This window comes from Streptomyces katrae (genome assembly GCF_000717655.1).
GTDB lineage: Bacteria > Actinomycetota > Actinomycetes > Streptomycetales > Streptomycetaceae > Streptomyces > Streptomyces katrae_B.
This window is the reverse complement of sequence record NZ_JNZY01000004.1, coordinates 208,960-230,875: the sequence shown is the minus strand read 5'-3', so window position 1 is coordinate 230,875 and position 21,916 is coordinate 208,960. Positions and strand designations below refer to the sequence as shown.

Here is a 21,916-nt window from a genome sequence, read left to right as displayed (position 1 = left end):
GACCGGGAGTGGGGGTGGTCCGCGCCGCCCGCCCGCGCACGACCGCTGCGCGGAACGGGGCGGGTGGTGACGGCCACAGGCCGGGGCGGGGGAATCGTGGGTATGCTCGCCGCCATGCCGCCCCAGCCCCCTTCCGCCGCACCGCGGGACGAACCCGTCATACGCGACCGCGGTGACGCCTGCCCCGGTGCGCTGCGGCTGCACGCCGCGGACGACGGGTTCCTGGCCCGGGTCCGGGTACCCGGCGGGATGCTCGACGCGGACGCGGCCCTGCTGCTGGCCGACGCCGCGGACCGGCTCGGCGACGGGCACATCGACCTGACCTCGCGCGGCAATGCGCAACTGCGCGGACTCGGGGCGAGCTGCGGCGGCGAGCTGCAGTCCGTGCTGGTCCGCGCCGGCCTGCTGCCCGCGCCCACCCACGAGCGGGTCCGCAACATCGTGGCCTCGCCGCTGACCGGCCTCGACGGGCTCGGCCTGCCCGACGTGGCGCCCTGGGTCGCGGAGCTGGACCGGCTGCTGTGTGCGAGCGCGCCCGCGGCCGGGCTGTCCGGCCGCTTCCTGTTCGCCCTCGACGACGGCCGCGGCGACGTCACCTCGCTCGCCGCGGACGTGAACCTGACCGCCCTGGACGCCGACCGGGCCCTGCTGTGGACGGCCGACCCCGCGGACGCCCTTCTCGTGGCCGCGGCCGACGCGCCCCGGGCCGCCCTCGTGGCCGCCGCGTACTTCCTCGACGCCGTCCGGGAAGCGGGCACCCGGGCCTGGCGGGTGGCCGAGCTGCCCGCCGGACAGTCCCTGCGTAGCGATGAGTTGGGTGTGCGACTGACCGCCGCCGGGATCGCGGCAACCGTCGGACGGGGAAACGCCCGGCGCTCCCCGGCTCCCGAACCCGGCATCGTCCAGGGCCCCGACGGCACCGCCGCACTCAGCGTGCTCGCACCGCTGGGCCGGCTGACCACCGCCCAGTGGCGCCTGCTGGCCGGCCCCACGGGCCGTATCCGCCTGACCCCCTGGCGCGGCATCGTCGTCCCCGGCCTGCCCGCGCACGCCGCGGCGCAGGAACTGGCCGCCCTCGCCGAGGCCGGGCTGGTCACCGCGCCCGACGACCCCTGGCGGTCCGTCACCGCCTGTACCGGGCGCCCCGGTTGCGCCAAATCCCTCGCGGACGTACGGGCCGATGCCCGCGCCGCCGTCGCCCGGGCGACCGGCCCCCTGCCCGTGCACTGGTCCGGATGCGAACGCCGGTGCGGGCACCCCCGCGGCACCGCGTGGGTGGACGTGGTCGCCACCCCCACGGGGTACGACCTCTCCGCGGCCGGCCGCACCCCGCGCCTCGGCCTCCGGACCTCCGAACTTCCCGCGGCCCTCGCGGACGCACGCCGCACCACCTCCCACGACGCAGCGAAGAAATGAGCGAGTACACAGTGTTCGAGTACGAGAAGGACGGCGCGGCCATCTACCGCCAGTCCTTTGCCACGATCCGCGCCGAGGCGGACCTCTCCGGGCTGCCCGCCTCCGTCGCCCAGGTCGCGGTACGCATGATCCACGCCTGCGGAATGACCGACCTGCCCCAGGACCTCGGCTACACCCCCGACGTCGTGCTGCGCGCGCGGGCCGCCCTGACCGCCGGCGCGCCGATCCTCTGCGACGTGCAGATGGTCGCCAGCGGGGTCACCCGCAAGCGGCTGCCCGCAGGCAATGAGGTGATCTGCACGCTCTCCGACCCGGCCGTGCCCGCCCTCGCCGCGAAGATGGGCACCACGCGCAGCGCCGCAGCCCTGGAAGTCTGGCGTGACCGCGGCCTGTTGGAGGGATCCGTGATCGCCGTCGGCAACGCGCCGACCGCGCTGTTCCGGCTGCTCGAGATGATCGAGGAGGGTGCCCCGCGCCCCGCCGCCGTCATCGGCGTCCCGGTCGGCTTCATCGGCGCCGCCGAGTCCAAGGACGCGCTCGCCGCCCACGCCTCCGGCCTCGACCACCTGATCGTGCGCGGCCGGCGCGGCGGCAGCGCCATCGCGGCGGCCGCCGTCAACGCGATCGCGAGCGAGGAAGAATGAGCGCCGCAACGAGCACCGGAAAGCTGTACGGCGTCGGGCTCGGGCCCGGCGACCCCTCCCTGATGACCCTCCGGGCCGTCCAGGTCATCGCCGAGGCGGACGTCGTCGCCTACCACAGCGCCCGCCACGGCCGCTCGATCGCGCGCTCGATCGCCGCCGAGCACCTGCGCGCGGACCACGTCGAGGAGCCGCTGGTCTACCCGGTCACCACCGAGACCACCGACCACCCCGGCGGCTACCAGGGGGCCATGGAGGAGTTCTACGAGGAGTCCGCCGCGCGGCTGGCCGCGCACCTGGAGGCCGGCCGGACCGTCGCCGTGCTCGCCGAGGGCGACCCGCTCTTCTACGGCTCGTACATGCACATGCACAAGCGGCTCGCCGACCGGTACGAGGCCGAGGTGATCCCCGGGGTGACCTCGGTGAGCGCCGCCGCCGCCCGGCTCGGCACCCCGCTCGTCGAGGGCGAGGAGGTGCTGACGATCCTGCCCGGCACCCTGCCGGAGGAGGAGCTCACCGCCCGTCTGGCCGCCACCGACTCCGCGGTCGTGATGAAGCTCGGCCGTACCTTCCCCGCCGTGCGCCGGGCCATGGAGGGCAGCGGCCGCCTCGCCGAGGCCCGGTACGTCGAGCGCGCGACGATGGCGGGCGAGCGGACCGGCGTCCTCGCCGACACCGACCCCGAGAGCGTGCCGTACTTCGCCGTCGCCGTCGTGCCCAGCCGCATCGGCAACCCGGGCAGCGTGCCGTCCGGCCCCGGCGAGGTCGCCGTCGTCGGCACCGGGCCGGCCGGACCCCTCTGGCTCACCCCCGAAACCCGGCGGGCGCTGGCCGACGCCGAGGTGCTCGTCGGGTACACCACGTACCTGGACCGCGTACCCGTGAGGCCGGGCCAGGTCCGGCACGGCTCCGACAACAAGGTCGAGTCGGAGCGCGCCGAGTTCGCGCTCGACCTCGCCCGCCGCGGCCAGCGGGTCGTCGTGGTCTCCGGCGGCGATCCGGGCGTCTTCGCCATGGCCACCGCCGTCCTGGAGGTCGCCGGGCAGCCGGAGTACAAGGACGTGCCCGTACGGGTCCTGCCGGGGGTGACCGCCGCCAACGCGGCAGCCGCCGCGGCCGGGGCACCGCTCGGCCACGACTACGCGACGATCTCCCTGTCGGACCGGCTCAAGCCGTGGGAGGTCATCGCGGAGCGGCTGCGCGCCGCCGCAGCGGCGGACCTCGTGCTCGCCCTGTACAACCCGGGCTCGCGCAGCCGGACCTGGCAGGTCGCCCAGGCCAAGGAGCTGCTGCTGGAGCTGCGTTCGCCGCAGACGCCGGTCGTGGTCGCCCGCGACGTGGGCGGCCCGCAGCAGTCGGTCCGCATCCTCCCGCTCGGCGAACTGGAGCCGTCCGAGGTGGACATGCGGACCATCCTGCTGATCGGCTCCTCGCAGACCCAGGTCACGGAGCGGCCGGACGGCTCCCGGATCACCTGGACCCCGCGCCGCTACCCGGAGGCCTGACCGGCGGGCCGGGCGGCCCTCCTCAGCATTGCCAGAGGAACGCCGCCCGGCCGCAGGGCGCGCAGGCGTGCGCATAGGCGCTGCCGGAGCCGAAGTTGGGGGCGGTGAGGGGGTCCGGACCCTCCTCCAGCCGGGCGACGAACTCCATCGGGCGGCCGCAGCCCGTGCAGTCGGGCGTCTCGTCGTTCTGAAGCCAGCCGGGGGTGCCGCCGAGCTGTCCGAGGACGTGGCTCGTCGGGCGCCCGCTCCGCTCGGACCAGGCCTTGGAGGCGGCCCGGTACTCCGGCTCGGCCATGGTCACCCGCTCGACGGTACGGACCGCCCCGAGCTGCCGAACGTCCTCGTCCTCGTCCTCGTCGTCCTCGTCCTCGTCGTCCGCGTCCTCGGCGGTGGGGAGTGGGGGCAGCGGTACCGGCACCAGCCCGGTCGGCGGGAAGAGGTAGGCCCTGTTGCCGCCGGACGTTGCGCTCCAGTCCTCGCAACTGCCGGGATCGTTCGCGCACATGAAGACGGCGAGGACCCCGCGCCCGCCGTCGAGGACTATGTGCGCGATGAACTGGAGCGGCCCCGAGCAGGTCGTACAAGTGGGCCACTGCGTGCCGGCGGGCGCCAGCGGAAGGCCGCCGACGCGGGTGACCGGGGCATCGGGTGCGGCGGAGCCGCTGTGGATCAGCAGAGTGGTGGTGCTCATGCCGACGAGAGTAGGAGACCCCTCCGACAACGGCCGGGCGGGGTCTACCCCGGGGTTCCCGCGAGCCACTCCAGGGCCGCCTGCGGGCACTCCGCCTCCGCAACGCCTTCCGGGACAGGGGGCCTGCGGACGACCAGGACCGGGATGCCGGCTTCGCGGGCCGCGGTGAGTTTGGGGGCGGTCGCGGAGCCGCCGCTGTCCTTGGTGACCAGGACGTCGATCCGGTGGCGGGCGAGCAGCTCCCGTTCGTCTTCCAGGGTGAACGGGCCGCGGGCGAGCAGGACTTCGAGGCGCGGCGGCACCGGTGGGTCCGGCGGGTCCACGGAACGCACCAGGAACCACGTGTCGGCGAGGTGTGCGAACGTGTGCAGGCCCATGCGGCCGGTGGTCAGGAAGGCCCGGCCGCCGAGTTCCGGAAGCCGTACGGCCGCCTCGGCGAGCGAGCCGGCGAACTGCCAGTCGTCCCCCGGCCCGGGGGACCAGCCGGGGCGGCGCAGCGCGAGCAGCGGGACGCCCGAAAGCGACGCAGCCCGGGCCGCGTTGAAGCTCATCCGCTCCGCGAAGGGATGCGTGGCGTCGACCAGGTGCGAGACCCGGTGGCCGGTGATCCAGGCCGCCAGCCCCTCGGGGCCGCCGAAGCCGCCGATCCGCACCTCGCCGGGCGGCAGCACGGGTGCGGAGACCCGGCCCGCGAGCGAGGTGGTCACGCGGTACGCCGGGCGGGACGCCAGCGCCTGCGCGAGGCGGCGGGCCTCCGTCGTACCGCCCAGGATCAGGACGTGAGCCCGAGCCCCGTCAGCAGACATGCCGGTCGCGCTCGGGGGAGTACAGGTGGCTGTCGCGGAACTGCTCGGCGCCGAGCGTGCGGCCCACCACGATGACCGCGGTGCGGACCAGGCCCGCCTCCTTCACCTGCGCCGCGATGCCGGCCAGCGTGCCGCGCAGGATCAGCTCGTCGGGGCGGCTGGCCATCGCAACCACCGCCACCGGGCACTCGGCCCCGTAGTGCGGCAGCAGTTCGGCGACGACCCGGTCCACGTAGCGCGTGGCAAGGTGCAGGACCAGCAGCGCGCCGCTGCGGCCGAGCGTGGCCAGGTCCTCGCCGGGCGGCATCGGGGTGGCCTGCTGGGCGATCCGGGTCAGGATCACGGTCTGGCCGACGGTGGGGACCGTCAGCTCCCGCTTCAGCGCGGCCGCGGCCGCGGCGAACGCCGGGACGCCGGGCACCACTTCGTACGGGATGCCGGCCGCATCCAGCCGCCGCATCTGCTCCGCGACCGCGCTGAAGATCGACGGGTCGCCCGAGTGGAGCCGCGCCACGTCCTCGCCCGCCGCATGGGCCCGTACGCACTCGGCGATGATCTCGTCGAGGTTCAGCTGCGAGGTGTCGACCAGACGGGCGTCCGGCGGGCACTCCGCCAGCAGTTCGCGCGGGACGAGACTGCCCGCGTACAGGCAGACCGGGGCGGCGGCCAGCGTCCGGGCACCGCGCACCGTGATGAGGTCGGCGGCGCCGGGGCCCGCACCGATGAAGTACACGGTCATGTCGCTTGGTCCTTTTCGTTCTCTGCGTCTGCTTCGGTGGGGTCCTGGGGTCGCGGCCAGGGCTTGGTCACGGACCACTGCGTGACCGGCATCGCCTGGCGCCAGCCCGTGAAACCGCCGACCGGCACCGCGTGCGCGACGGCGAGCTTGACCAGGTCGCCGCCGTGGCGCCGGTAGCGCTCGGTGAGGACCGCCTCCGACTCCAGGGTCACGGTGTTGACCACCAGCCGGCCGCCCGGGGCCAGGGCCGCCCAGGCCGCGTCCAGCAGGCCCGGCGCGGTCAGCCCGCCGCCGATGAACACCGCGTCGGGGGCCGGGAGTCCGGCGAGGGCCTCGGGAGCGGCGCCGGTGACCACGCGCAGCCCCGGGACGCCGAGCGCCGCCGCGTTGCGGGTGATTCGGGCCGCGCGCGCCGGGACGCGCTCCACGGCCACCGCGCGGCAGGAGGGGTGCGTGCGCATCCACTCGATGCCGATGGAGCCGGAGCCGCCGCCGATGTCCCACAGCAGCTCGCCGGGGGCCGGGGCGAGGGCGCACAGGGTCGCGGCCCGTACGTGGCGCTTGGTGAGCTGGCCGTCGTGCTCGTACGCGGTGTCGGGCAGCCCGGGGGTCGCGCCGAGCCGCGGGACCCGGGTGTCCCGGTCGCGGCGGCAGTCCACGGCGACCACGTTGAGCGGATCGCCGGGCGCGTGGTCCCAGCCGTCGGCCTCTCCCTCGTACGCGTCCTCGCGCTCGGAGCCGAGCTGCTCCAGCACCCGCATCCGGCTCGGGCCGAAGCCCCGCTCTCGGAGCAGAGCAGCGATCTCGTTCGGGGTCGCCGCTCCGGCGCTGAGCACCAGCACCCGCCGCCCCTCGTACAGCGCGGCCGCGAGCCGGGCCACCGGGCGGCCGACGACCGTGACCACCTCGGTCTCCTCCACCGGCCAGCCCAGGCGGGCACAGGCGTACGACACCGACGAGGGGTGCGGGTGGACCCGCAGGGCGTCCGGCCCGAGCTCCTGCGCCAGGGCCCGGCCGATCCCGTAGAACATGGGGTCGCCGCTCGCCAGCACCGCGATCCGGTGCCCCGCGTGCGCGGCCATCAGCTTCGGCACGGCGGGCCGCAGCGGGCTCGGCCACGCCACCCGCTCGCCGGTGCACTCGTCGGCCGGCAGCAGGTCCAGCTGCCGCGGCCCGCCGATCAGCACCTCGGCCCCGGTCAGCGCGGCCCGCGCGGCGGCGGTGAGCCCGGCCCAGCCGTCGGCGCCGAGGCCGACGACCGAGACGGGCATGGGGGGCGGTGCGGAGCTCACTGCGCGGTACCTCGGGGAACGGGAAGGGAGCGGGTGGACCCGCAGCCTACTGGCCGGGGGAGCGGCCCCCGGCCCCACCCCCGCGGAGGACGAGGTCTACCCTCGGTAACCCCACCGTAGCCGCGTCGCTCGACCACCTCGCGAGGGAGCCCACATGCCTGGCTGGAACGCCGAGAACATCCCCGGCCAGAGCGGCCGGACCGCCGTCGTCACGGGCGCCAACAGCGGTATCGGCTACGTCGCCGCCCGGGAGCTCGCCCGGCGCGGCGCCGACGTGGTGCTGGCCTGCCGCAGCGCGGCGCGCGGCCGGGCCGCGGCGGTGCGGCTGCGCGCCGAAGTCCCCGGTGCCGAAGTGGAGTTCCTGCCGCTGGACCTGGCCGACCTGGGCTCCGTGCGGGAGTTCGCGAAGGCGTGCGGACAGCGCCGGCCGTCCCTCGACCTGCTGGTGAACAACGCGGGCGTGATGGCCCTGCCGTCCCGGCGGACCGCCGACGGGTTCGAGACCCAGTTCGGGGTCAACCACCTCGGCCACTTCGCCCTGACGGGACTGCTCCTGCCGCAGCTGCTGGCCGCCGCCCCCGGCGCCCGGATCGTCACCGTCTCCAGCGGGTTCCACGCGCTCGGCGACGTCGACATAGACGACCTGAACAGCGAGCACCGCTACCGGCGCTGGATCGCGTACGGCCGCTCCAAGACCGCCAACCTGCTCTTCACCCACGAACTGGCCCGCCGCCTCGAAGCCGCCGGCTCCGGGATCGTCGCGGCCGCCGCGCACCCCGGCTACGCCTCGACCAACCTGCACGTCGGGGCGTCGCGCCAGGAGGGTCACCGGCCCATGTCCCGGCTGATGGGGGCCGGCGCCGCCGTCCTCGCCCAGTCCGCGGCCTCCGGGGCGCTGCCCACGCTGTACGCGGCCACCGCGCCGGGGGTGCGGCCCGACGCCTTCTACGGACCGCGGTTCGGCTGGCGCGGAGCGCCCGTCCGCTCCTGGCGGGCCAAGTGGACCCTGGACGACGCCTCCGGCGAACGCCTCTGGGCGGCCTCGGAGAAGCTCACCTCGGTCCCGTACGGCTCCCTCGCACGCTGAGTCGATCCCGGCCGGGCGCCCCGCCGTGAGCCCGTCCGCCCCCGGGGTGCCCCGGGGCGCCCCGGGCGGGACCTGATCCCGGGTGCACCCGCCACGGGAGACTCGGCGCCATGGACGACGACACGGACAACCACCCAGAAGCCCACGACCACGCCGTGGTCCTCGGCGCGGGCCTGGCGGGGCTGCTGGCGGCGCGGGCACTCGCCCAGCGGTTCGCACGCGTGACCGTGGTGGAGCGGGACGAACTGCCCGACACCGGACCGGCCTTCCGGCCCGGTGTGCCGCAGTCCCGGCACGTGCACGTGCTGTGGTCCCGGGGCCTGGAGCTGATGGAGGAGCTGCTGCCCGGGGTCACCAGGGAGCTGCTGGCGGCCGGGGCGGCCCTGATGGAGACGCCGCGGGACTTCCTGTGGCTGAGCCCGGCCGACTGGTTCCACCCGGTTCCGGGGTCCCGGATCCTGGTCGGCAGCCGGGAGCTGATCGACTGGACGGTCCGCAGGGAGGTGCTGCGGGACGAGCGCATCCGGGTCCGCTCCGGCTCGATGGTGACCGGCCTCGTCGCCGGGCCCGACGGCCGCTCGGTCACCGGCGTGCGGCTGCGCGAGGGCGGCCCGCTGCCCGCCCGCTTCGTGGTCGACGCGACCGGGCGGACCTCCCGGGCCCCGGCCTGGCTCGCCGCCCTCGGCCACCCGGCGCCGGCGACCACCCGCTACGACTCGCACCTCGGGTACTCCAGCCGCTACTACGAGATCCCGCCGGATCCCACGCGCCGCTGGCAGGGGATCTACGTCCAGGGCCGACCCGGGAATCCGCGCGGCGGCGTGCTGGTGTCCCAGGACGACGGCCGCTGGCTGGCGACGCTGACCGGCAACGGCGAGCACGCCCCGCCGACCGGGGAGGAGGAGTTCCTCGACTTCACCCGGACCCTGCGCACCCCGGCGCTGTACGACGCCCTCCGCGACGCCAAACCGCTCTCCGCGCCCACGAGCTACCGGAACACCGCCAACGAATGGCGCCACTTCGAGCGCCTCGACCGCTGGCCGGCCGGATTCGTCGTCCTCGGCGACGCCGTCTGCCGGGTCAACCCCGTGTACGGGCAGGGGATGACGGTGGCCGCCCTCGCGGCGGACGCGCTGGCCGGAGCCATCCGGGGTCTCGCGCCCCGGGAGATCGCCGCGGCCGCCCGGCGGATCCAGCGGCGTACGGCCGCCGCCGCCGAGGTGGCCTGGCAGATCGCCACCAGCGAGGACATGCGCTACCCGGAGACCGAGGGACCGCCGCCCGACCCGGCGACCAAGATCCTGCAGGCCTACATGTCGCGGGTGATCGTGGGTGCCAACGCCGACCCGGAGATCTCCCGCCCCTTCTTCGGAGTGCTGTCGCTGTCGGCGTCGCCGAACGTCCTGCTGAGCCCGGGCACGGTGATCAGGGTCCTGTCCAAGTGGCGCCTGCCGACGGCCCCGGAGACCGCCGCCTACCCACCGCACCACAAGGCCCCGGCCGACTCGGGGGCGTAGGGGCGTCTCGTCTAGCCGGCCGCCACGGCCCGCTCGTACAGGGCGCGTACCGCCTCGTCGAAGCGGCTGCTGTACGAGGTCGTCTCGTCCCCGCCCCCGTCGCGGCCGCCGACCACCCCGATGAGGGTGTGCGCGTCGGTCAGCACCGGACCACCGCTCGTGCCGTCGGGTACGTCCGCGCAGTCCAGCCGCAGCTGCGCGGGCCCCGCGGCGCGGGCGGTGTTGAAGCACTCCACCGGATGCTCGGTGTCGTTCGGATAGCCCACGACCCGGGCCGGCGCGGGCAGCTCGGGCCGGAACCGGATCGTATGGGCCCCGGTGGCGTCCTCCAGGCGCTCGCCGGGACGGCCGGGCCGGCGCATCCGGAGGAAGGCCACGTCGTGGTCGGGGTCCTGGTCCTCGGTCCACCGGGGGTCCACGTCGATCCGGGTCGGCACCCAGATCCCGTACGGGGCCTCGCCGTCCCGGTAGCCCGGGGCGAAGGCGAGGTTCGTACGGAAGCCGAAGATCCCGCGGTACACGCAGTGGGCGGCGGTGGCGATGAGGTCGCCGCCGGGCGAGTGGACCACGGCGGCCGAGCAGTGGTGGTCCTGGTCCCCGTCCTCGCCGGGTGAGAACAGCGCCCCGGTCGCGGGCTCCGCGGCTGCGGGCCGCGCGACCAGGGGGTCGGAGGGCTGCCAGCCGCCCGACCGCCAGTGCACGCCGGCCGGGGGGCCGTCCGTGCCCTGAGGGGCCGGGCCCGGCGGGGCGGATTCCGGCGCGGGAGCCTCCCGTACCGGAGCCTGCCGCGCCGGAACGTCCCGCGCCAGGCCGTCCAGTACGGCCGCCGCCGCGCGGTCGGCCTGCTCCGGGTCCTGTACGTAGCTCCCCTCCGCGGGATCCCCGTCCGCGAGGTGCGCCGTGATGCCGCGCAGCTCCCACAGGAAGCCGGCACCCCCGATCAGCGCCGCGCAGCACAGGCCGACGAGCAGGGAGACCCGTACGGCCCGCCCGTGAACCTTGGTGAACATGTGGCACTCCCGCCCGCAAACCGCGATCGGCACCCCGATCGCCCCCTGTTCGACGGACGGCGTGGCGACGACAGTTCCGGATCCGGAACGTGTCCGTTCTCACAGCCGGACGCCCGTCATCCGCCGTCCTTCCGGACGTCACTCAACTCGCTTACTCTCCCGGCGAGTTGACGGATGGCGCACTGACTGGGCGAACAGGAGCCGAAAGCATGGGAATGCGGAACCGGATGGCGGGCGCGGTGGCGGCGGGCCTCGCGGCCCTGGCCCTCGTCCTGGCCACGGCCCCCGCAGGGGCCGCCGCCAAGGCGGCAGGAGCCGCCGCCGACCTCCCGTACGCGGGATCGACCGGCGTCGGCGTGCACAACGCGTACGAGAAGGCCAAGTACCCGTACTTCGCGGACGCCCTCGACTCGGGCGCCGCGATGCTGGAACTCGACGTGTGGACCAACTTCTTCGGCAGCTCCTGGCGGGTCGCCCACGACAACCCCTTCGGCAACGACAACAACTGCGAGAACGCCACGAGCCCCGCCCAGCTGCGCACCAAGTCCCGCAACCAGAACCTCGCGGGCTGCCGCTCCGACATCCGCAGCTGGCACGACGCCCACCCCGGTCACCGCCCGGTCGTCCTCAAGCTGGAGCTCAAGGACGGCTTCGCCGCCAACCTCGGGCGCGGCCCGGCCGAACTCGACGCGCTGCTGGCCTCGAAGCTCGGCGACGCCGTCTACCGCCCCGGCCGGCTCGCCGCCGGCCATCCCGACCTGGACAGCGCCGCCCGGGCCGGCGCCTGGCCGAGCCGCGCCGCGATGGCCGGGAAGTTCCTGGTGGAGCTGATCCCCGGCACGCTGGAGGAGGGCAACGCGGGTGACACCCTGTGGACCGACCGGGAGTACGCCCAGCACCTGCGTTCCCTCGCCGCCGCGGGCCGGCTCGGCCAGGCCGCCGCCTTCCCCGCCGTGCACCGGGCCGAGGCCGGCGACCCGCGCGGCCGGTACGCCGACGCGACGCTCCGCCCCTGGTTCGTGGTCTTCGACGGGGACGCGAGCGCGTACGCGGGCGGCTCCGTGGACACCGCCTGGTACGACCGCAACCACTATCTGCTGATCGCCACCGACGCCCACGGCGTGGCGCCCGCCATCGACGGGGTGCACCCGACCGAGGCCCAGGCCCGGGACCGGGTCGGCCTGATGGCCCGGCACCACGCGTCCATCGCCTCGGCGGACTGGTACCCGCTGCCGTCGGTGCTGGCGACGGTGGTTCCGCGAGGCTAGTACCCTTATTGCAAAATATTCGCAATAAGGGTACGGGTGCAGGTGTGATGGCGGTGGCGGGTTCTCCGGTGGTGCTCGGCATCGAGTCGTCCTGCGACGAGACGGGCGCGGGCATCGTGCAGGGCGGCCGCCTCCTCGCGCACGTCGTCGCGTCGAGCATGGACGAGCACGCCCGCTTCGGCGGGGTCGTCCCCGAGATCGCGGCCCGCGCCCACCTGCACGCCTTCAACCCGGTGGTCCGCCAGGCCCTCGACCGGGCCGGACTGCGCGCGGACCAGCTCGACGCGGTGGCCGTCACCACCGGACCCGGCCTCTCCGGCGCGCTCCAGGTCGGACTGGCCGGGGCCAAGACCCTCGCGTACGCGCTCGGCGTACCGCTGTACGGGGTACACCACCTCGCCGGGCACGTCGCCGCGGACACCCTCGAGCACGGGCCGCTTCCCGAGCCCTGCGTGGTGCTGATCGTCTCCGGCGGGCACACCTCGCTGCTGCTCGTACGGGACCTCGTACGGGAGCCGATCCTGCACCTCGGGGACACCCTGGACGACGCGGCCGGGGAGTGCTTCGACAAGGTGGCCCGGGTGTTCGGCCTGCCGTATCCGGGCGGGCCGGCCATCGACCGGGCGGCGCGGGGCGGGAACCCGCAGGCCGTGCCGTTCCCCCGGCCGCTGACCGGCGGGCCGCGCGGGGAGGACCCGTGTGCGTACTCCTTCTCCTTCTCCGGGCTGAAGACGGCCGCCGCCCGCTGGGCCGAGGGCCACCGCCAGCGCGGGGCGCGGCTGCCGGTCGCCGACGGCGCGGCCTCGCTCCAGGAGGCGGTGGCCGACGTCCTGACCCGCAAGGCGGTCGCGGCCTGCACGGCGTACGACGTGAGGACGCTGGTGGTGGTCGGCGGCGTGGCGGCCAACTCGCGCGTCCGTGCCCTGGCGGAACGGCGCTGCGCCTCCGCGGGCATCGAACTGCGGGTGCCGCCCATGACGTTGTGCACGGACAACGGCGCGATGATCGCGGCGATCGGCGACCTGCTGGTCCGCGCGGGCGCGGAGCCGGCGCCGTACGACCTCACGATCGACCCGTCGGCCCCGCTCGAGTACGCGGCGCTCCACCCGATGGCCTGACGGCCCCGCCCGGGGCGGCCCGTTGCCGCTCCGGGGCGCTGTCGTTGGGCAGTCCCGAAGGCGTACGCACGGGACTCGCGAAGGGACGTACGACATGGACAGGGACGTCGACGAAGTGAAGACGGTGCACCTCACCCACGAGGTGTACGGGTATCTGGTCGCTCAGGCCGAGCCGCCGAGCCTCGTCCAGGAGGAGCTCGTCGAGCGGACCCGCGCGCTCGGCCGCGAGGCGCAGATGCAGGTCCCGCACGAGCAGGGCGTCTTCCTCACCTTGCTGGGCAAGATGCTCGGCGCCCGTCGGATCGTCGAGGTCGGCACGTTCACCGGCTATTCGACGCTCGCCCTGGCCGCGGGCCTGGTGCCCGGCGGGCGGGTCCTGACCTGTGACGTCTCCGAGGAGTGGACGTCGATCGCCCAGGAGGCCTGGAAAGCGGCCGGGGTCGGCGACCGGATCGAGCTCGCGATCGCCCCGGCGCTGGAGACGCTCCGCGCGCTCCCCCGGGAGCCGGTGGTCGACCTGGCCTTCCTGGACGCCGACAAGTCCGGCTACCGCGCCTACTGGGACGAGCTCGTGCCGCGCCTGCGCCCCGGCGGGCTGATCCTCGCCGACAACGTCCTGTACGGGGGAGATGCGGTGCACGCGGACGCCCGGGGGAACGCCCTGGCCATCCGGGAGTTCAACGCGCACGTACGGGCCGACGAGCGCGTCGAGTCGGTGATGCTCCCGATCGCGGACGGTCTCACGCTCGCGCGCAAGCGGTAAGGACCGTGGGGCATCCTGGGGTGACAACCCCACTCTGAGGAGCCCCAGTTGACCGACCGCACCATCGAGCCGCCCGCGGACACGTACCGCCGCCACATCGAGTTCGAGCGCCTGCACAACTTCCGTGACCTGGGCGGCTACCGCTCGGCCGACGGCCGCACCGTCGCCTGGGGCACGCTCTACCGCTCCGACTCCCTCGGGAAGCTGGCGGGCGCCGACTGGGAGCGCTTCCTCGGGCTGGGCATACGGACCGTCATCGACCTGCGCTACCCCTGGGAGATCGAGGCGAAGGGCCGGATCCCGGAGGCCGGGCGGTTCAGGTACGCCAACCTGAGCATCGAGCACCGCCCGTACGACCAGGCCGCGATCGACCCCGGCATCGACCCCTGGCGGTACCTGGCCGACCGGTTCGCCGAGGTGACCGAGGACGGCGTCGAGGAGATCCGCGGGGCCATCGAGCTCATCGCCGCCGACCCCGGCCCGACGGTCTTCCACTGCACCTCCGGCAAGGACCGCACCGGCCTGATCGCCGCTTTCGTCCTGACGCTCCTCGAGGTGTCCGAGGAGGAGATCCTGGCCGATTTCGCGCTCACCGAGCTGGCCACCGCCCGCCTCACGGCCGACTGGCACGCGGCCAACCCGGGCCGCACCATGCGCTGGCCGTCGTACGGCCGTGCCCCGGCGACGATCCTCTCCCTCGTCCTCGCCGATCTGACCACGCGCTATGGCTCGGCGGCCGGCTATCTCGCCACGCGCGTCGGGATCACGCCCGCGACGAAGGCCCGGCTGCGGGAGCGTCTGCTGCGCTGATCATGGCCGGAACCCGATACCGGTGTGGCCTCTGCCAACTCGGCGTACGGGCTTGTGAGTTGAGGCGGACATCCCAACAATGCACATGACAACCGGAGGATCTTCGGTTGCTCTTCGTCATCAGAGGGGAACCCCCACATGAACAAGCCTCTCGCCGGCGCCCTGCTCGCGCTGCTCCTGACAGGAGCGGCGGCAGCCCCGGCCGTCGCCGCACCCCGGGACCAGGCCGCGGCGGCCGTCACCGTGAACTACGCGGGGACGGTCGCGCTCAGCAACTGCTCCGGCTCCGTCGTCCGCGCCCCCGGCTCCCTGCCGACCGACCCGGCGCTCGTCCTCTCCAACGGGCACTGCATCGAGACCGGCTTCCCGGGGCCGGGCGAGGTCGTCAAGGACCAGCCGTCCAGCCGCTCGTTCTCGCTGCTCAACGCGTCGGGCTCGCGCGTGGCGACGCTGCGGGCCAGCAAGATCGCGTACGCGACGATGACCGACACGGACATCTCGGTCTACCAGCTGACCAAGACGTACGCGCAGATCCAGAGCCAGTACGGCATCAGCGCGCTCACCCTGAACGACGCCCGCCCGGTCCAGGGCACGGCGATCAAGGTCGTGTCCGGGTACTGGAAGCGGATCTACAGCTGCAACGTGGACGGGTTCGCGTACCGCCTCAAGGAGGGCGAATGGACCTGGAAGGACTCCGTCCGCTACACCTCGTCCTGCAACACCATCGGCGGAACCTCGGGCTCCCCGGTGATCGACACGACGACGGGCAAGGTCGTCGCCGTCAACAACACGGGCAATGAGGACGGGCAGCGCTGCACTGAGAACAACCCGTGCGAGGTGGACGAGAGCGGCAACGTCACCGTCCGCCAGGGCATCAACTACGCCCAGGAGACGTACCTCATCGTCCCCTGCATCGGCGCGGGCAACAAGATCGACCTGAACCGGGCGGGCTGCGCCCTGCCGAAGCCGTAGCGCGACCGGCCGCCCGCTCCGCGGGGGCGGGCGGCCACTCGCCCCACCTCGGCCGACGGCGGGTCGCTCGCCGCGGTCGCCGTCGCGATGTGCCGGCGTTGACCCGATGCGATCCGCCCACGTACGCCCTGGCGTCCGGCACATCCTGAATGCGGTGTGGCCGGAACTCGTCGCTCACTTATTCCAAATACCGTGTTCGGCCCGCGAGTTGACGTGTTGTCGGCTACGGTCTGCTGCGCAACCACCTCCGACGGGTGGTCGCTCCACATCATCGGGAGTCCATCCGCCCTCGCACGCCGCAGCTGGCGACGCGCCTGGCCGGCTCTGGTGACGGTCTGTGGAGGCGGCGCTTGCGTCGTCATGAAGTTGAGTTCCGCGCTCCTTCGACACACCGACGACGCACCCGTTCTTCACCGTGCCCTCCCGTACGCGTACCCGTGTACGGGCATCGCGCTGTGATCGGGTGTCGACCCTGAGGAGGTCGCCATCCATGGCTGCCCGCAAGAGCACCTTCCGGTTCCTTGACCCCCGCCACGAGAACCTGATCTCCGACGCCGTCCCGCTCGACGGCGTCTTCCCCATGCTGCCGCCGCAGTTCGAGCCCATGCGGGGCGAGCCCGCCCTCTCCGACGGGGAGCCGCCCACCGAACTCGGCAAGGCCGTCATGGACTGGTACGCCAAGGCCCACGACTGCGCGTCCGAGGAGACTCCCGCCGAGTTCGTCCGGGCCATCGAGGCGGTGTCGGCCGGCGGCCGGGAGAACATCGACGCCGTCCGCCGCGCGCAGTGGCGGCGCAACCACGCCGGGCTGCTGTCGGTGGCCCAGCTCGTGGTCTGCGTCCCCATGGTGCGCCCGGCCACCGTCCAGCCGCGCATGGCCGCCTCCGCCCAGCGGATCATGCGAGGTCACGGTCAGTCGTTGATCCACGAGGTCGGTTCCGGCCTGCGCATCCGGGCCCGGTCCGCCGCGCATCTGATCAACATCACCAGGGCGCAGCAGGAGGTCCGCGTACCGCACGCGTACGTAAACGAAGCCGAGAAGGAGTTCGCCGACTCGCTGGCCCTGGAGGGGATCCGGGAGCCGATCCGCGGCTTCCTGTACGACGTGTACGTGTCGGACGACGAGCGCGGGTACCTCGTCGAGACGGACGACGGATGGACGCGGGTGAGCGTCGCCCAGTCCTTCATGGGGCTACTGATGGGCACGCATGCGGACCTGTCCACGATGCACTGGGAGAACGCGGACGACGGCTCCCTGACCGTCCGGCCGCACACCCCCGAGAGCATCGCCGCGGCCCACCGCGCGCTGCGCTTCGAGGACGCGTCCTTCGCCGTCTGGCCGACGGGCCGGAGCAGGCCCGCGGTGGACGCCTGGCTCGACGGCGCCCCACCCGAGGCCCAGGCCACGCTGCGCATGATGACGGCCCGGATGGACATCGGCATCGCCGTCGATCCGTACCGGAGGAACAGCGCTCACGACGTGGTCTACGCCGACATGGCCCGCTTCCACGTCAAGGGTCAGAACCCGACCCTGTGGGGGAAGTCGGACGACGAGGCCTTCAAGGCCCGCACGGTCGTCAACGACCTCGTCCGTCGCGACTACCTCGCCGAGGAGCAGCGGGACGTCTTCTTCGGAGACACGCAGGTGCCGTGGGAGGACGACCCGTCGGGCATGCCCTATCGCAACCGCGTCGTGGCCACCACGCACGTCATGGTCTCCACGGTGGTCGACGATCCTGCCGTCCCCAGCCGGTACGGCGTGGTGCGGGAGACGCTCAAGCGGCTGCGGGTGCCCAACTCGCCCCTTCAGGCGGCGACCACCACCGCCTCCCTGGCCGGTCTGGTCGCAGGTCTGGAAGGGGACGGCGAGATGGGCCAGTTCACCGCCGTGACCGCCCGCTCCTTCCGCAAGCCGGAACTGCGCGACATCGCCCAGCACGACGGCAATTGGACGGAGCTGATCGATCGGGACGTCGAGGAGATCGCCGAAGGCGCCCGGCGGGAGCTGGCGGCGGCCCTGCAGGCCAAGCGGACCCGTATCGGACGGCACCAGCGGGCCCTGGCCGTCCTCGCGCTCGTCGCCCACGCGGCGAACCCCGCGCTGCGCAACTACCGCCGCCCGGACGGTGGCACGCACCCCGACGGGACGCCCCGTACGATCCGGTACCCGTCCTCGATGACCCTGACCGGGCGTGGCGGCCGTGGCGGGGTGATGAAGGTCGAGGCGGACGTCGTCGTCATGAACGCGGCCCGCTCCGCCGAGGGAATCGACCAGCTCGAAGCCATCGTCCGCGCGGCCATCGTCAAGGAGCCCGTGGTCCCGGTCGACCCGGCGACCGGCGCGGAGATGCTGGAGGAGTGGCTGCGGCGGTCCTGGGCCAAGCCCCCCGGCATCGACGGCAGGCCCGGCGCGGGCCCGGGATCCCCGGCACCCATTCCGACGCCCGGCTTCCGGGCCGGCGACAGCGACCACCCGGAAGGCCAGGGCCTCCGCTCCGCCGTCGCCGTCCCGCTGTGGCCGGACGGCCCGGGCGCGGAGGGGGACCGGGGAAGCGCCGACCCGCTCGCGGAGATCGGCGCGTGGGAGAGGGCCGTCGTCGCCCTGGCCGACGAGATCGACCACGTGGCTGCCCGGGCGAGCGTGCTTGCCGGCATCCGGGTGGACGCCGTACGAGCCGGTGTCGACGAGGAGGACTACGACCCCGACGACGAGAACCTCCCCCTCATGATCGACGAGGTGGGCATCGACCCCGATGTGGAGAACGGCACCGACGAGTCCCTCGAAAGCCTGCGCCGCTTCCTCCGCCAGGGCGTGATGGCCTACCTCAGGCAGCAGGCCCGCCGGTGACCGCGGCGGACGCGGAAGCCGCGACCGAGGCCGCCGCCGCGACCGAGGCCGCCGCCTCGGCGGAGGGCCGCCGCGGCGCCCGTACGACGACCGTGGCCGACGACCGCCGCGCCACCGGCACGGTGACCGGTGACCACGACGGGCGGGCGACCGGCACGGTGACCGGTGACCACGACGGGCGGGCGACCGGCACGGTGGCCAGGGACGATGACCGCCGCGCCACCGGCACGGTCGCCGTCGACGAGGCCGGGCGGCCCGTGGTGCGGCGGCCCGCGCACGTCAGCGACCGCTGGTGGCAGGACGTGGCCGCCCTCCTCGGCCCGACCCTGCACGGCACGCCCGCCACGGCCGTCACCGCCGCCTCGGTCGTCGTCCGCCGTGACCGGGCCCGGGCCCTGCCCCGGCTGCTCGCCCGCCATCCCGCGGCAGCCGCCCGGTGGACCTGGACCCCGGCCGCCGAACGGCTGCGCGCGGGCGGAGCCGCCGCCGCGGACGGGCTGGCCGCGCTGCTCGCCGCCGATGCGGCCGAACAGTCCGCGTGGCCCGCCGACATCGACCTCCCGGCCCTGGGCTTCGTCCGGAGGCTGCTCCCCTTCCAGCGCACCGCCGCGGCCCGCCTGCTCCGTGCCGGCGGCGGCGCCAACTTCTCCGTACCGGGCTCGGGGAAGACCACCGTGGCGTACGCCGTGTTCACCGCCCTGCGGGCCCGGCGGGCCGCGCACGCCCTGCTCGTCGTCGCACCGCCCTCCGCGTTCGAGGCCTGGGTGGAGGAGGCCCGCGCCTGCTTCGCCCCCGACCGGGCGCCCGCCGTCGCCGTACGCCCCCGGGTCATGGCGCGCACCGACACCGTCGTCGTACTCAACTACGAGCGCCTCGGCGACCCGGCGGTGCGCGCCGCACTCGCCGGCTGGTCCCGCGGGCGCAAGGTCCTCACCGTGTTCGACGAGGCCCACCGCGCCAAGGCCGGCGCCGCCTCCCGGCGCGGCGCGCAGGCGGCGGAACTCGCCCGCCGCGCCGACGCCGTCATGGTCCTGACCGGTACCCCGATGCCCAACCGGCCCCGCGACCTCGAGGCCGTGTTCGACCTGGTGTGGCCGGGGCAGGGACCCCGGCTCGTCCACGGCGACCTCGCCCACCTCCGGGACCGGGCCTACGTACGGGCCACCAAGGACGATCTCGAACTCCCGCCCCTGCACCTGAGGGTGGAACGCATCGCCCTCGACGCCTCCCACCGCGCCCTGTACGACGCCATGACCAGCCGCGTACGGCAGTGGGCGCAGGACGCCGCCGGAGCCGAGGGATCCGCCTCGGCAGCGGTGGCGGCCCGGGCGGGCCGCGCCCTGCTGCACCTGATCGCGGCCGCGGCCAACCCGGCCGCGGTCTTCGCCCCGGGGCATCCGTGGTCGCTGCCGCTGGACGGGCCCGGCCATCCGGACCTGGCCTCCCTGGTGGCCGAACCGACCCGGCACATCCGCCCGGCCAAGGTGGTCCGCGCCGCTCAACTCGTCGCCGAGCACCGCGCCCAGGGCCGCAAGACCGTCGTCTGGTCGGGTTTCCTCGGCAACATCGAGGCGCTGGTCACGGCGCTGGCCCGGCACCGTCCGGCCGTCGTCACGGGCACCACCCCGCTCGACGACCGCCAGGGCGAGCTCGACCGCTTCCGCCACGACGACGACTGCTGGGCCCTGGTCGCGACCCCGCAGACCCTGGGCGAGGGGGTCTCCCTGCACCTGGCGGCCAGCGACCAGGTGCACCTGGACCGCGGGTACGCCGCCGGCACCTGGCTCCAGGCCCTCGACCGCACGCACCGCCTCGGCCTGCCCGCCGCCGCCCGCCCCACCTGCACGGTGCTGCTGGCCGCCGACACGGTCGACGAGCGGGTCAACGAGGTCCTCAACCACAAGGTCGCCGCCCTGGCAGCCGCCCTCCGCGACCCCGCCCTCCGCCCGATGGCGGACCCGTCCCTCACGGACGGCGACACGGACGCCCTGCTGGGCGACACCGACGCCCTCCGCGAGCTGCTCCGCCCCTGGTGACCGTGCTCAGCCGGTGAAAGTCCACTTCTGGTTGGGATTGCCGCTGCACCACCAGGTCTGGACGGGGGTCGCATCGGCCGGGTTCTGCTCGCGGACGTCCACGCACTTGTCGGCCGGGACGTTCACCAGGTCCCGGGTGGTGGCGTTGTGATCGAAGCGCTGGGCGCCGGAGCCGTTGCAGTCCCACAGCTGGACCTTGGCGCCGGGTTCCGTGGAGGCCGCGTTGACGTCCAGGCACTTGCCGAGCGCCCGGACGGTGCCGTCGCCCGGCAGCGTCCACCGCTGGGCGCCCGTGCCGTTGCAGGTGTAGAGCTGGACCTGGGTGCCGTTGGCGGTCTGCGAGCCGGCCACGTCCAGGCACTTGCCGGCCAGCCCGACGAAGGTTCCGGTACGCCCGCCGCCGCCATCGGAGGTGGTGACGCGCACGTAATCGACCACGAGCTGGTTGGGGAACTGCGTCGAACCGTCCGGGTTCCCCGGCCAGTCGCCGCCCACCGCGAGGTTGAGGATGAGGAAGAACGGCTTGTCGAAGACCCACTGCCGGCCGCCGAGGTCGGCGGGGGTCCGGCGCTGGTAGACCTGCCCGTCCACGGACCAGGTGATCGAGCCCGGCGCCCAGTCCACGGCGAAGGTGTGGAAGTCGTCGGCGAAGGCACGACCGCCGGACAGCGTGTACGCAGCCCCGATGCCCCCGCCGCCCGAGTACCCGGGCCCGTGGACGGTGCCGTGCACGGTCGACGGCTCGTACCCGACGTTCTCCATGACGTCGATCTCACCGCTGTTCGGCCAGCCGACCTGGCCGATGTCATGGCCGAGCATCCAGAAGGCGGGCCACATGCCCTGCCCGCGCGGTACCTTCATCCGGGTCTCGACGTGCCCGTACGCCTGGGTGAACCGGCCGGCGGTGTTCAAGCGCGCGGAGGTGTACTCGCACCGGCCGTACCAGCACTGGTAGTTGTCGGGATTCTCGCGGCGGGCGGTGATCACCAGGTTGCCCCGGCCGTCGAGCGCGGCGTTGGCGGCGCCCGGCGTGTACCACTGCCGCTCGTGGTTGTTGACGTTGTCCCCGGTCTCGATCTGCCACTTCCCGGTGTCCACGGCGGCCCCGCCCGGGCCGTCGAAGTCGTCCTCGAAGGTGACGGCGTCGACGGCTGCCGCCCGGGTGACGGGCGTGACGGGCATGACGGGCATGACGGGCGTGACGGCCGAGGTGGCCGGACCCCAGCCGAGAACAAGTGCCAAGGAGCTGCCGACAAGCGCTGCCAGCGTCGATCCGCGTCTGCGTAAGGGTGTGGACATGGGGGCCTCGATTCGAGCGCTGGTCCAGACCTGAGCGTGAGTGGGAGTGAACCCCCTTGACGCGTCCCGGTCAAGAGTGCGGGAGTGCCGCTCTGCCG

The 21,916-nt window shown here is 74.2% G+C and carries 18 protein-coding genes; 12 read left to right on the top strand and 6 right to left on the bottom strand.

The window, feature by feature from the left end; genetic code table 11:
• The first annotated feature begins 114 nt into the window (after window positions 1-114).
• Genes cobG through IF09_RS0107410 form a run of 3 tightly spaced genes read left to right on the top strand, consistent with a single transcriptional unit; the run spans window position 115 to window position 3,562 of the window.
• Window positions 115-1,416, top strand: a complete 1,302-nt coding sequence (gene cobG / locus IF09_RS0107420; RefSeq protein WP_234320904.1) for a precorrin-3B synthase — start codon at window positions 115-117, stop codon at window positions 1,414-1,416.
• Window positions 1,413-2,060, top strand: a complete 648-nt coding sequence (locus IF09_RS0107415; RefSeq protein ID WP_030293152.1) for a precorrin-8X methylmutase — start codon at window positions 1,413-1,415, stop codon at window positions 2,058-2,060. Before cobG ends, IF09_RS0107415 begins: the two co-directional genes overlap by 4 nt.
• Window positions 2,057-3,562 carry a precorrin-2 C(20)-methyltransferase gene (locus tag IF09_RS0107410; protein WP_030293151.1) on the top strand — a complete coding sequence of 502 codons (1,506 nt, stop codon included), beginning with the start codon at window positions 2,057-2,059 and terminating at the stop codon, window positions 3,560-3,562. The genes IF09_RS0107415 and IF09_RS0107410 overlap by 4 nt, the downstream gene beginning before the upstream one ends.
• A gap of 22 nt (window positions 3,563-3,584) precedes the next feature.
• Here IF09_RS0107410 and IF09_RS0107405 read toward each other — a convergent pair whose 3' ends face one another.
• Genes IF09_RS0107405 through IF09_RS0107390 form a run of 4 tightly spaced genes read right to left on the bottom strand, consistent with a single transcriptional unit; the run spans window position 3,585 to window position 7,069 of the window.
• Complete coding sequence (locus IF09_RS0107405; RefSeq protein WP_030293150.1) at window positions 3,585-4,253, bottom strand: hypothetical protein; 669 nt, start codon at window positions 4,251-4,253, stop codon at window positions 3,585-3,587.
• 44 nt (window positions 4,254-4,297) lie between these two features.
• Window positions 4,298-5,059: a cobalt-precorrin-6A reductase gene (locus tag IF09_RS0107400; RefSeq protein ID WP_030293149.1), complete on the bottom strand. Its 762-nt coding sequence runs from the start codon at window positions 5,057-5,059 to the stop codon at window positions 4,298-4,300.
• Complete coding sequence (cobM, locus tag IF09_RS0107395) at window positions 5,049-5,798, bottom strand: precorrin-4 C(11)-methyltransferase (protein WP_030293148.1); 750 nt, start codon at window positions 5,796-5,798, stop codon at window positions 5,049-5,051. The genes IF09_RS0107400 and cobM overlap by 11 nt, the downstream gene beginning before the upstream one ends.
• Window positions 5,795-7,069: a bifunctional cobalt-precorrin-7 (C(5))-methyltransferase/cobalt-precorrin-6B (C(15))-methyltransferase gene (locus tag IF09_RS0107390; protein ID WP_051832168.1), complete on the bottom strand. Its 1,275-nt coding sequence runs from the start codon at window positions 7,067-7,069 to the stop codon at window positions 5,795-5,797. Before IF09_RS0107390 ends, cobM begins: the two co-directional genes overlap by 4 nt.
• Before the next feature lie 175 nt (window positions 7,070-7,244).
• Between IF09_RS0107390 and IF09_RS0107385 the strand changes: the two genes are divergently transcribed.
• The gene (locus IF09_RS0107385) at window positions 7,245-8,177 is read left to right on the top strand and encodes an oxidoreductase (RefSeq protein ID WP_030293144.1); all 933 of its coding nucleotides are present in this window, start codon (window positions 7,245-7,247) and stop codon (window positions 8,175-8,177) included.
• A gap of 110 nt (window positions 8,178-8,287) precedes the next feature.
• Window positions 8,288-9,694 carry an FAD-dependent oxidoreductase gene (locus IF09_RS0107380; protein WP_063607322.1) on the top strand — a complete coding sequence of 469 codons (1,407 nt, stop codon included), beginning with the start codon at window positions 8,288-8,290 and terminating at the stop codon, window positions 9,692-9,694.
• An 11-nt stretch (window positions 9,695-9,705) separates the two neighbouring features.
• On the opposite strand, the gene IF09_RS41610 is transcribed toward IF09_RS0107380, so the two are convergent.
• Window positions 9,706-10,704, bottom strand: a complete 999-nt coding sequence (locus IF09_RS41610) for a trypsin-like serine peptidase (RefSeq protein WP_051832167.1) — start codon at window positions 10,702-10,704, stop codon at window positions 9,706-9,708.
• A gap of 209 nt (window positions 10,705-10,913) precedes the next feature.
• Between IF09_RS41610 and IF09_RS0107370 the strand changes: the two genes are divergently transcribed.
• From IF09_RS0107370 to IF09_RS0107340, 7 genes are all read left to right on the top strand, one after another.
• Window positions 10,914-11,972 carry a phosphatidylinositol-specific phospholipase C domain-containing protein gene (locus IF09_RS0107370; RefSeq protein ID WP_030293137.1) on the top strand — a complete coding sequence of 353 codons (1,059 nt, stop codon included), beginning with the start codon at window positions 10,914-10,916 and terminating at the stop codon, window positions 11,970-11,972.
• 68 nt (window positions 11,973-12,040) lie between these two features.
• Window positions 12,041-13,090 (top strand): tRNA (adenosine(37)-N6)-threonylcarbamoyltransferase complex transferase subunit TsaD, encoded by a 1,050-nt coding sequence (gene tsaD / locus IF09_RS0107365; RefSeq protein ID WP_030293134.1) that lies wholly within the window; start codon window positions 12,041-12,043, stop codon window positions 13,088-13,090.
• 94 nt (window positions 13,091-13,184) lie between these two features.
• Window positions 13,185-13,853, top strand: a complete 669-nt coding sequence (locus tag IF09_RS0107360; RefSeq protein ID WP_030293133.1) for an O-methyltransferase — start codon at window positions 13,185-13,187, stop codon at window positions 13,851-13,853.
• A 48-nt stretch (window positions 13,854-13,901) separates the two neighbouring features.
• Window positions 13,902-14,663 (top strand): tyrosine-protein phosphatase, encoded by a 762-nt coding sequence (locus IF09_RS0107355; protein WP_324606839.1) that lies wholly within the window; start codon window positions 13,902-13,904, stop codon window positions 14,661-14,663.
• Between the two features lie 138 nt (window positions 14,664-14,801).
• Window positions 14,802-15,635: a S1 family peptidase gene (locus IF09_RS0107350; RefSeq protein WP_030293131.1), complete on the top strand. Its 834-nt coding sequence runs from the start codon at window positions 14,802-14,804 to the stop codon at window positions 15,633-15,635.
• Window positions 15,636-16,125: 490 nt separating this feature from the next.
• On the top strand, window positions 16,126-18,483 hold the full coding sequence (locus tag IF09_RS0107345) for a hypothetical protein (protein WP_030293130.1): 2,358 nt from the start codon (window positions 16,126-16,128) through the stop codon (window positions 18,481-18,483).
• A complete protein-coding gene (locus IF09_RS0107340; RefSeq protein WP_051832166.1) occupies window positions 18,480-20,519 on the top strand; it encodes a DEAD/DEAH box helicase in 2,040 nt (679 codons plus the stop codon). The genes IF09_RS0107345 and IF09_RS0107340 overlap by 4 nt, the downstream gene beginning before the upstream one ends.
• A 6-nt stretch (window positions 20,520-20,525) precedes the next feature.
• Here the strand turns inward: IF09_RS0107340 and IF09_RS0107335 are convergent, their stop codons facing one another.
• Entirely contained in the window at window positions 20,526-21,818 is a 1,293-nt protein-coding gene (locus IF09_RS0107335) for a ricin-type beta-trefoil lectin domain protein (protein WP_030293125.1), read from the bottom strand.
• Window positions 21,819-21,916: the final 98 nt, after the last annotated feature.

Bases quoted from the DNA above. Each gene is read 5' to 3' on its own strand.
- cobG (WP_234320904.1), top strand. From the start codon at position 115: ATGCCGCCCCAGCCCCCTTCCGCCGCACCGCGGGACGAACCCGTCATA.
- IF09_RS0107415 (WP_030293152.1), top strand. From the start codon at position 1,413: ATGAGCGAGTACACAGTGTTCGAGTACGAGAAGGACGGCGCGGCCATC.
- IF09_RS0107410 (WP_030293151.1), top strand. From the start codon at position 2,057: ATGAGCGCCGCAACGAGCACCGGAAAGCTGTACGGCGTCGGGCTCGGG.
- IF09_RS0107405 (WP_030293150.1), bottom strand. From the start codon at position 4,253: ATGAGCACCACCACTCTGCTGATCCACAGCGGCTCCGCCGCACCCGAT.
- IF09_RS0107400 (WP_030293149.1), bottom strand. From the start codon at position 5,059: ATGTCTGCTGACGGGGCTCGGGCTCACGTCCTGATCCTGGGCGGTACG.
- cobM (WP_030293148.1), bottom strand. From the start codon at position 5,798: ATGACCGTGTACTTCATCGGTGCGGGCCCCGGCGCCGCCGACCTCATC.
- IF09_RS0107390 (WP_051832168.1), bottom strand. From the start codon at position 7,069: ATGCCCGTCTCGGTCGTCGGCCTCGGCGCCGACGGCTGGGCCGGGCTC.
- IF09_RS0107385 (WP_030293144.1), top strand. From the start codon at position 7,245: ATGCCTGGCTGGAACGCCGAGAACATCCCCGGCCAGAGCGGCCGGACC.
- IF09_RS0107380 (WP_063607322.1), top strand. From the start codon at position 8,288: ATGGACGACGACACGGACAACCACCCAGAAGCCCACGACCACGCCGTG.
- IF09_RS41610 (WP_051832167.1), bottom strand. From the start codon at position 10,704: ATGTTCACCAAGGTTCACGGGCGGGCCGTACGGGTCTCCCTGCTCGTC.
- IF09_RS0107370 (WP_030293137.1), top strand. From the start codon at position 10,914: ATGGGAATGCGGAACCGGATGGCGGGCGCGGTGGCGGCGGGCCTCGCG.
- IF09_RS0107360 (WP_030293133.1), top strand. From the start codon at position 13,185: ATGGACAGGGACGTCGACGAAGTGAAGACGGTGCACCTCACCCACGAG.
- IF09_RS0107350 (WP_030293131.1), top strand. From the start codon at position 14,802: ATGAACAAGCCTCTCGCCGGCGCCCTGCTCGCGCTGCTCCTGACAGGA.
- IF09_RS0107345 (WP_030293130.1), top strand. From the start codon at position 16,126: ATGGCTGCCCGCAAGAGCACCTTCCGGTTCCTTGACCCCCGCCACGAG.
- IF09_RS0107335 (WP_030293125.1), bottom strand. From the start codon at position 21,818: ATGTCCACACCCTTACGCAGACGCGGATCGACGCTGGCAGCGCTTGTC.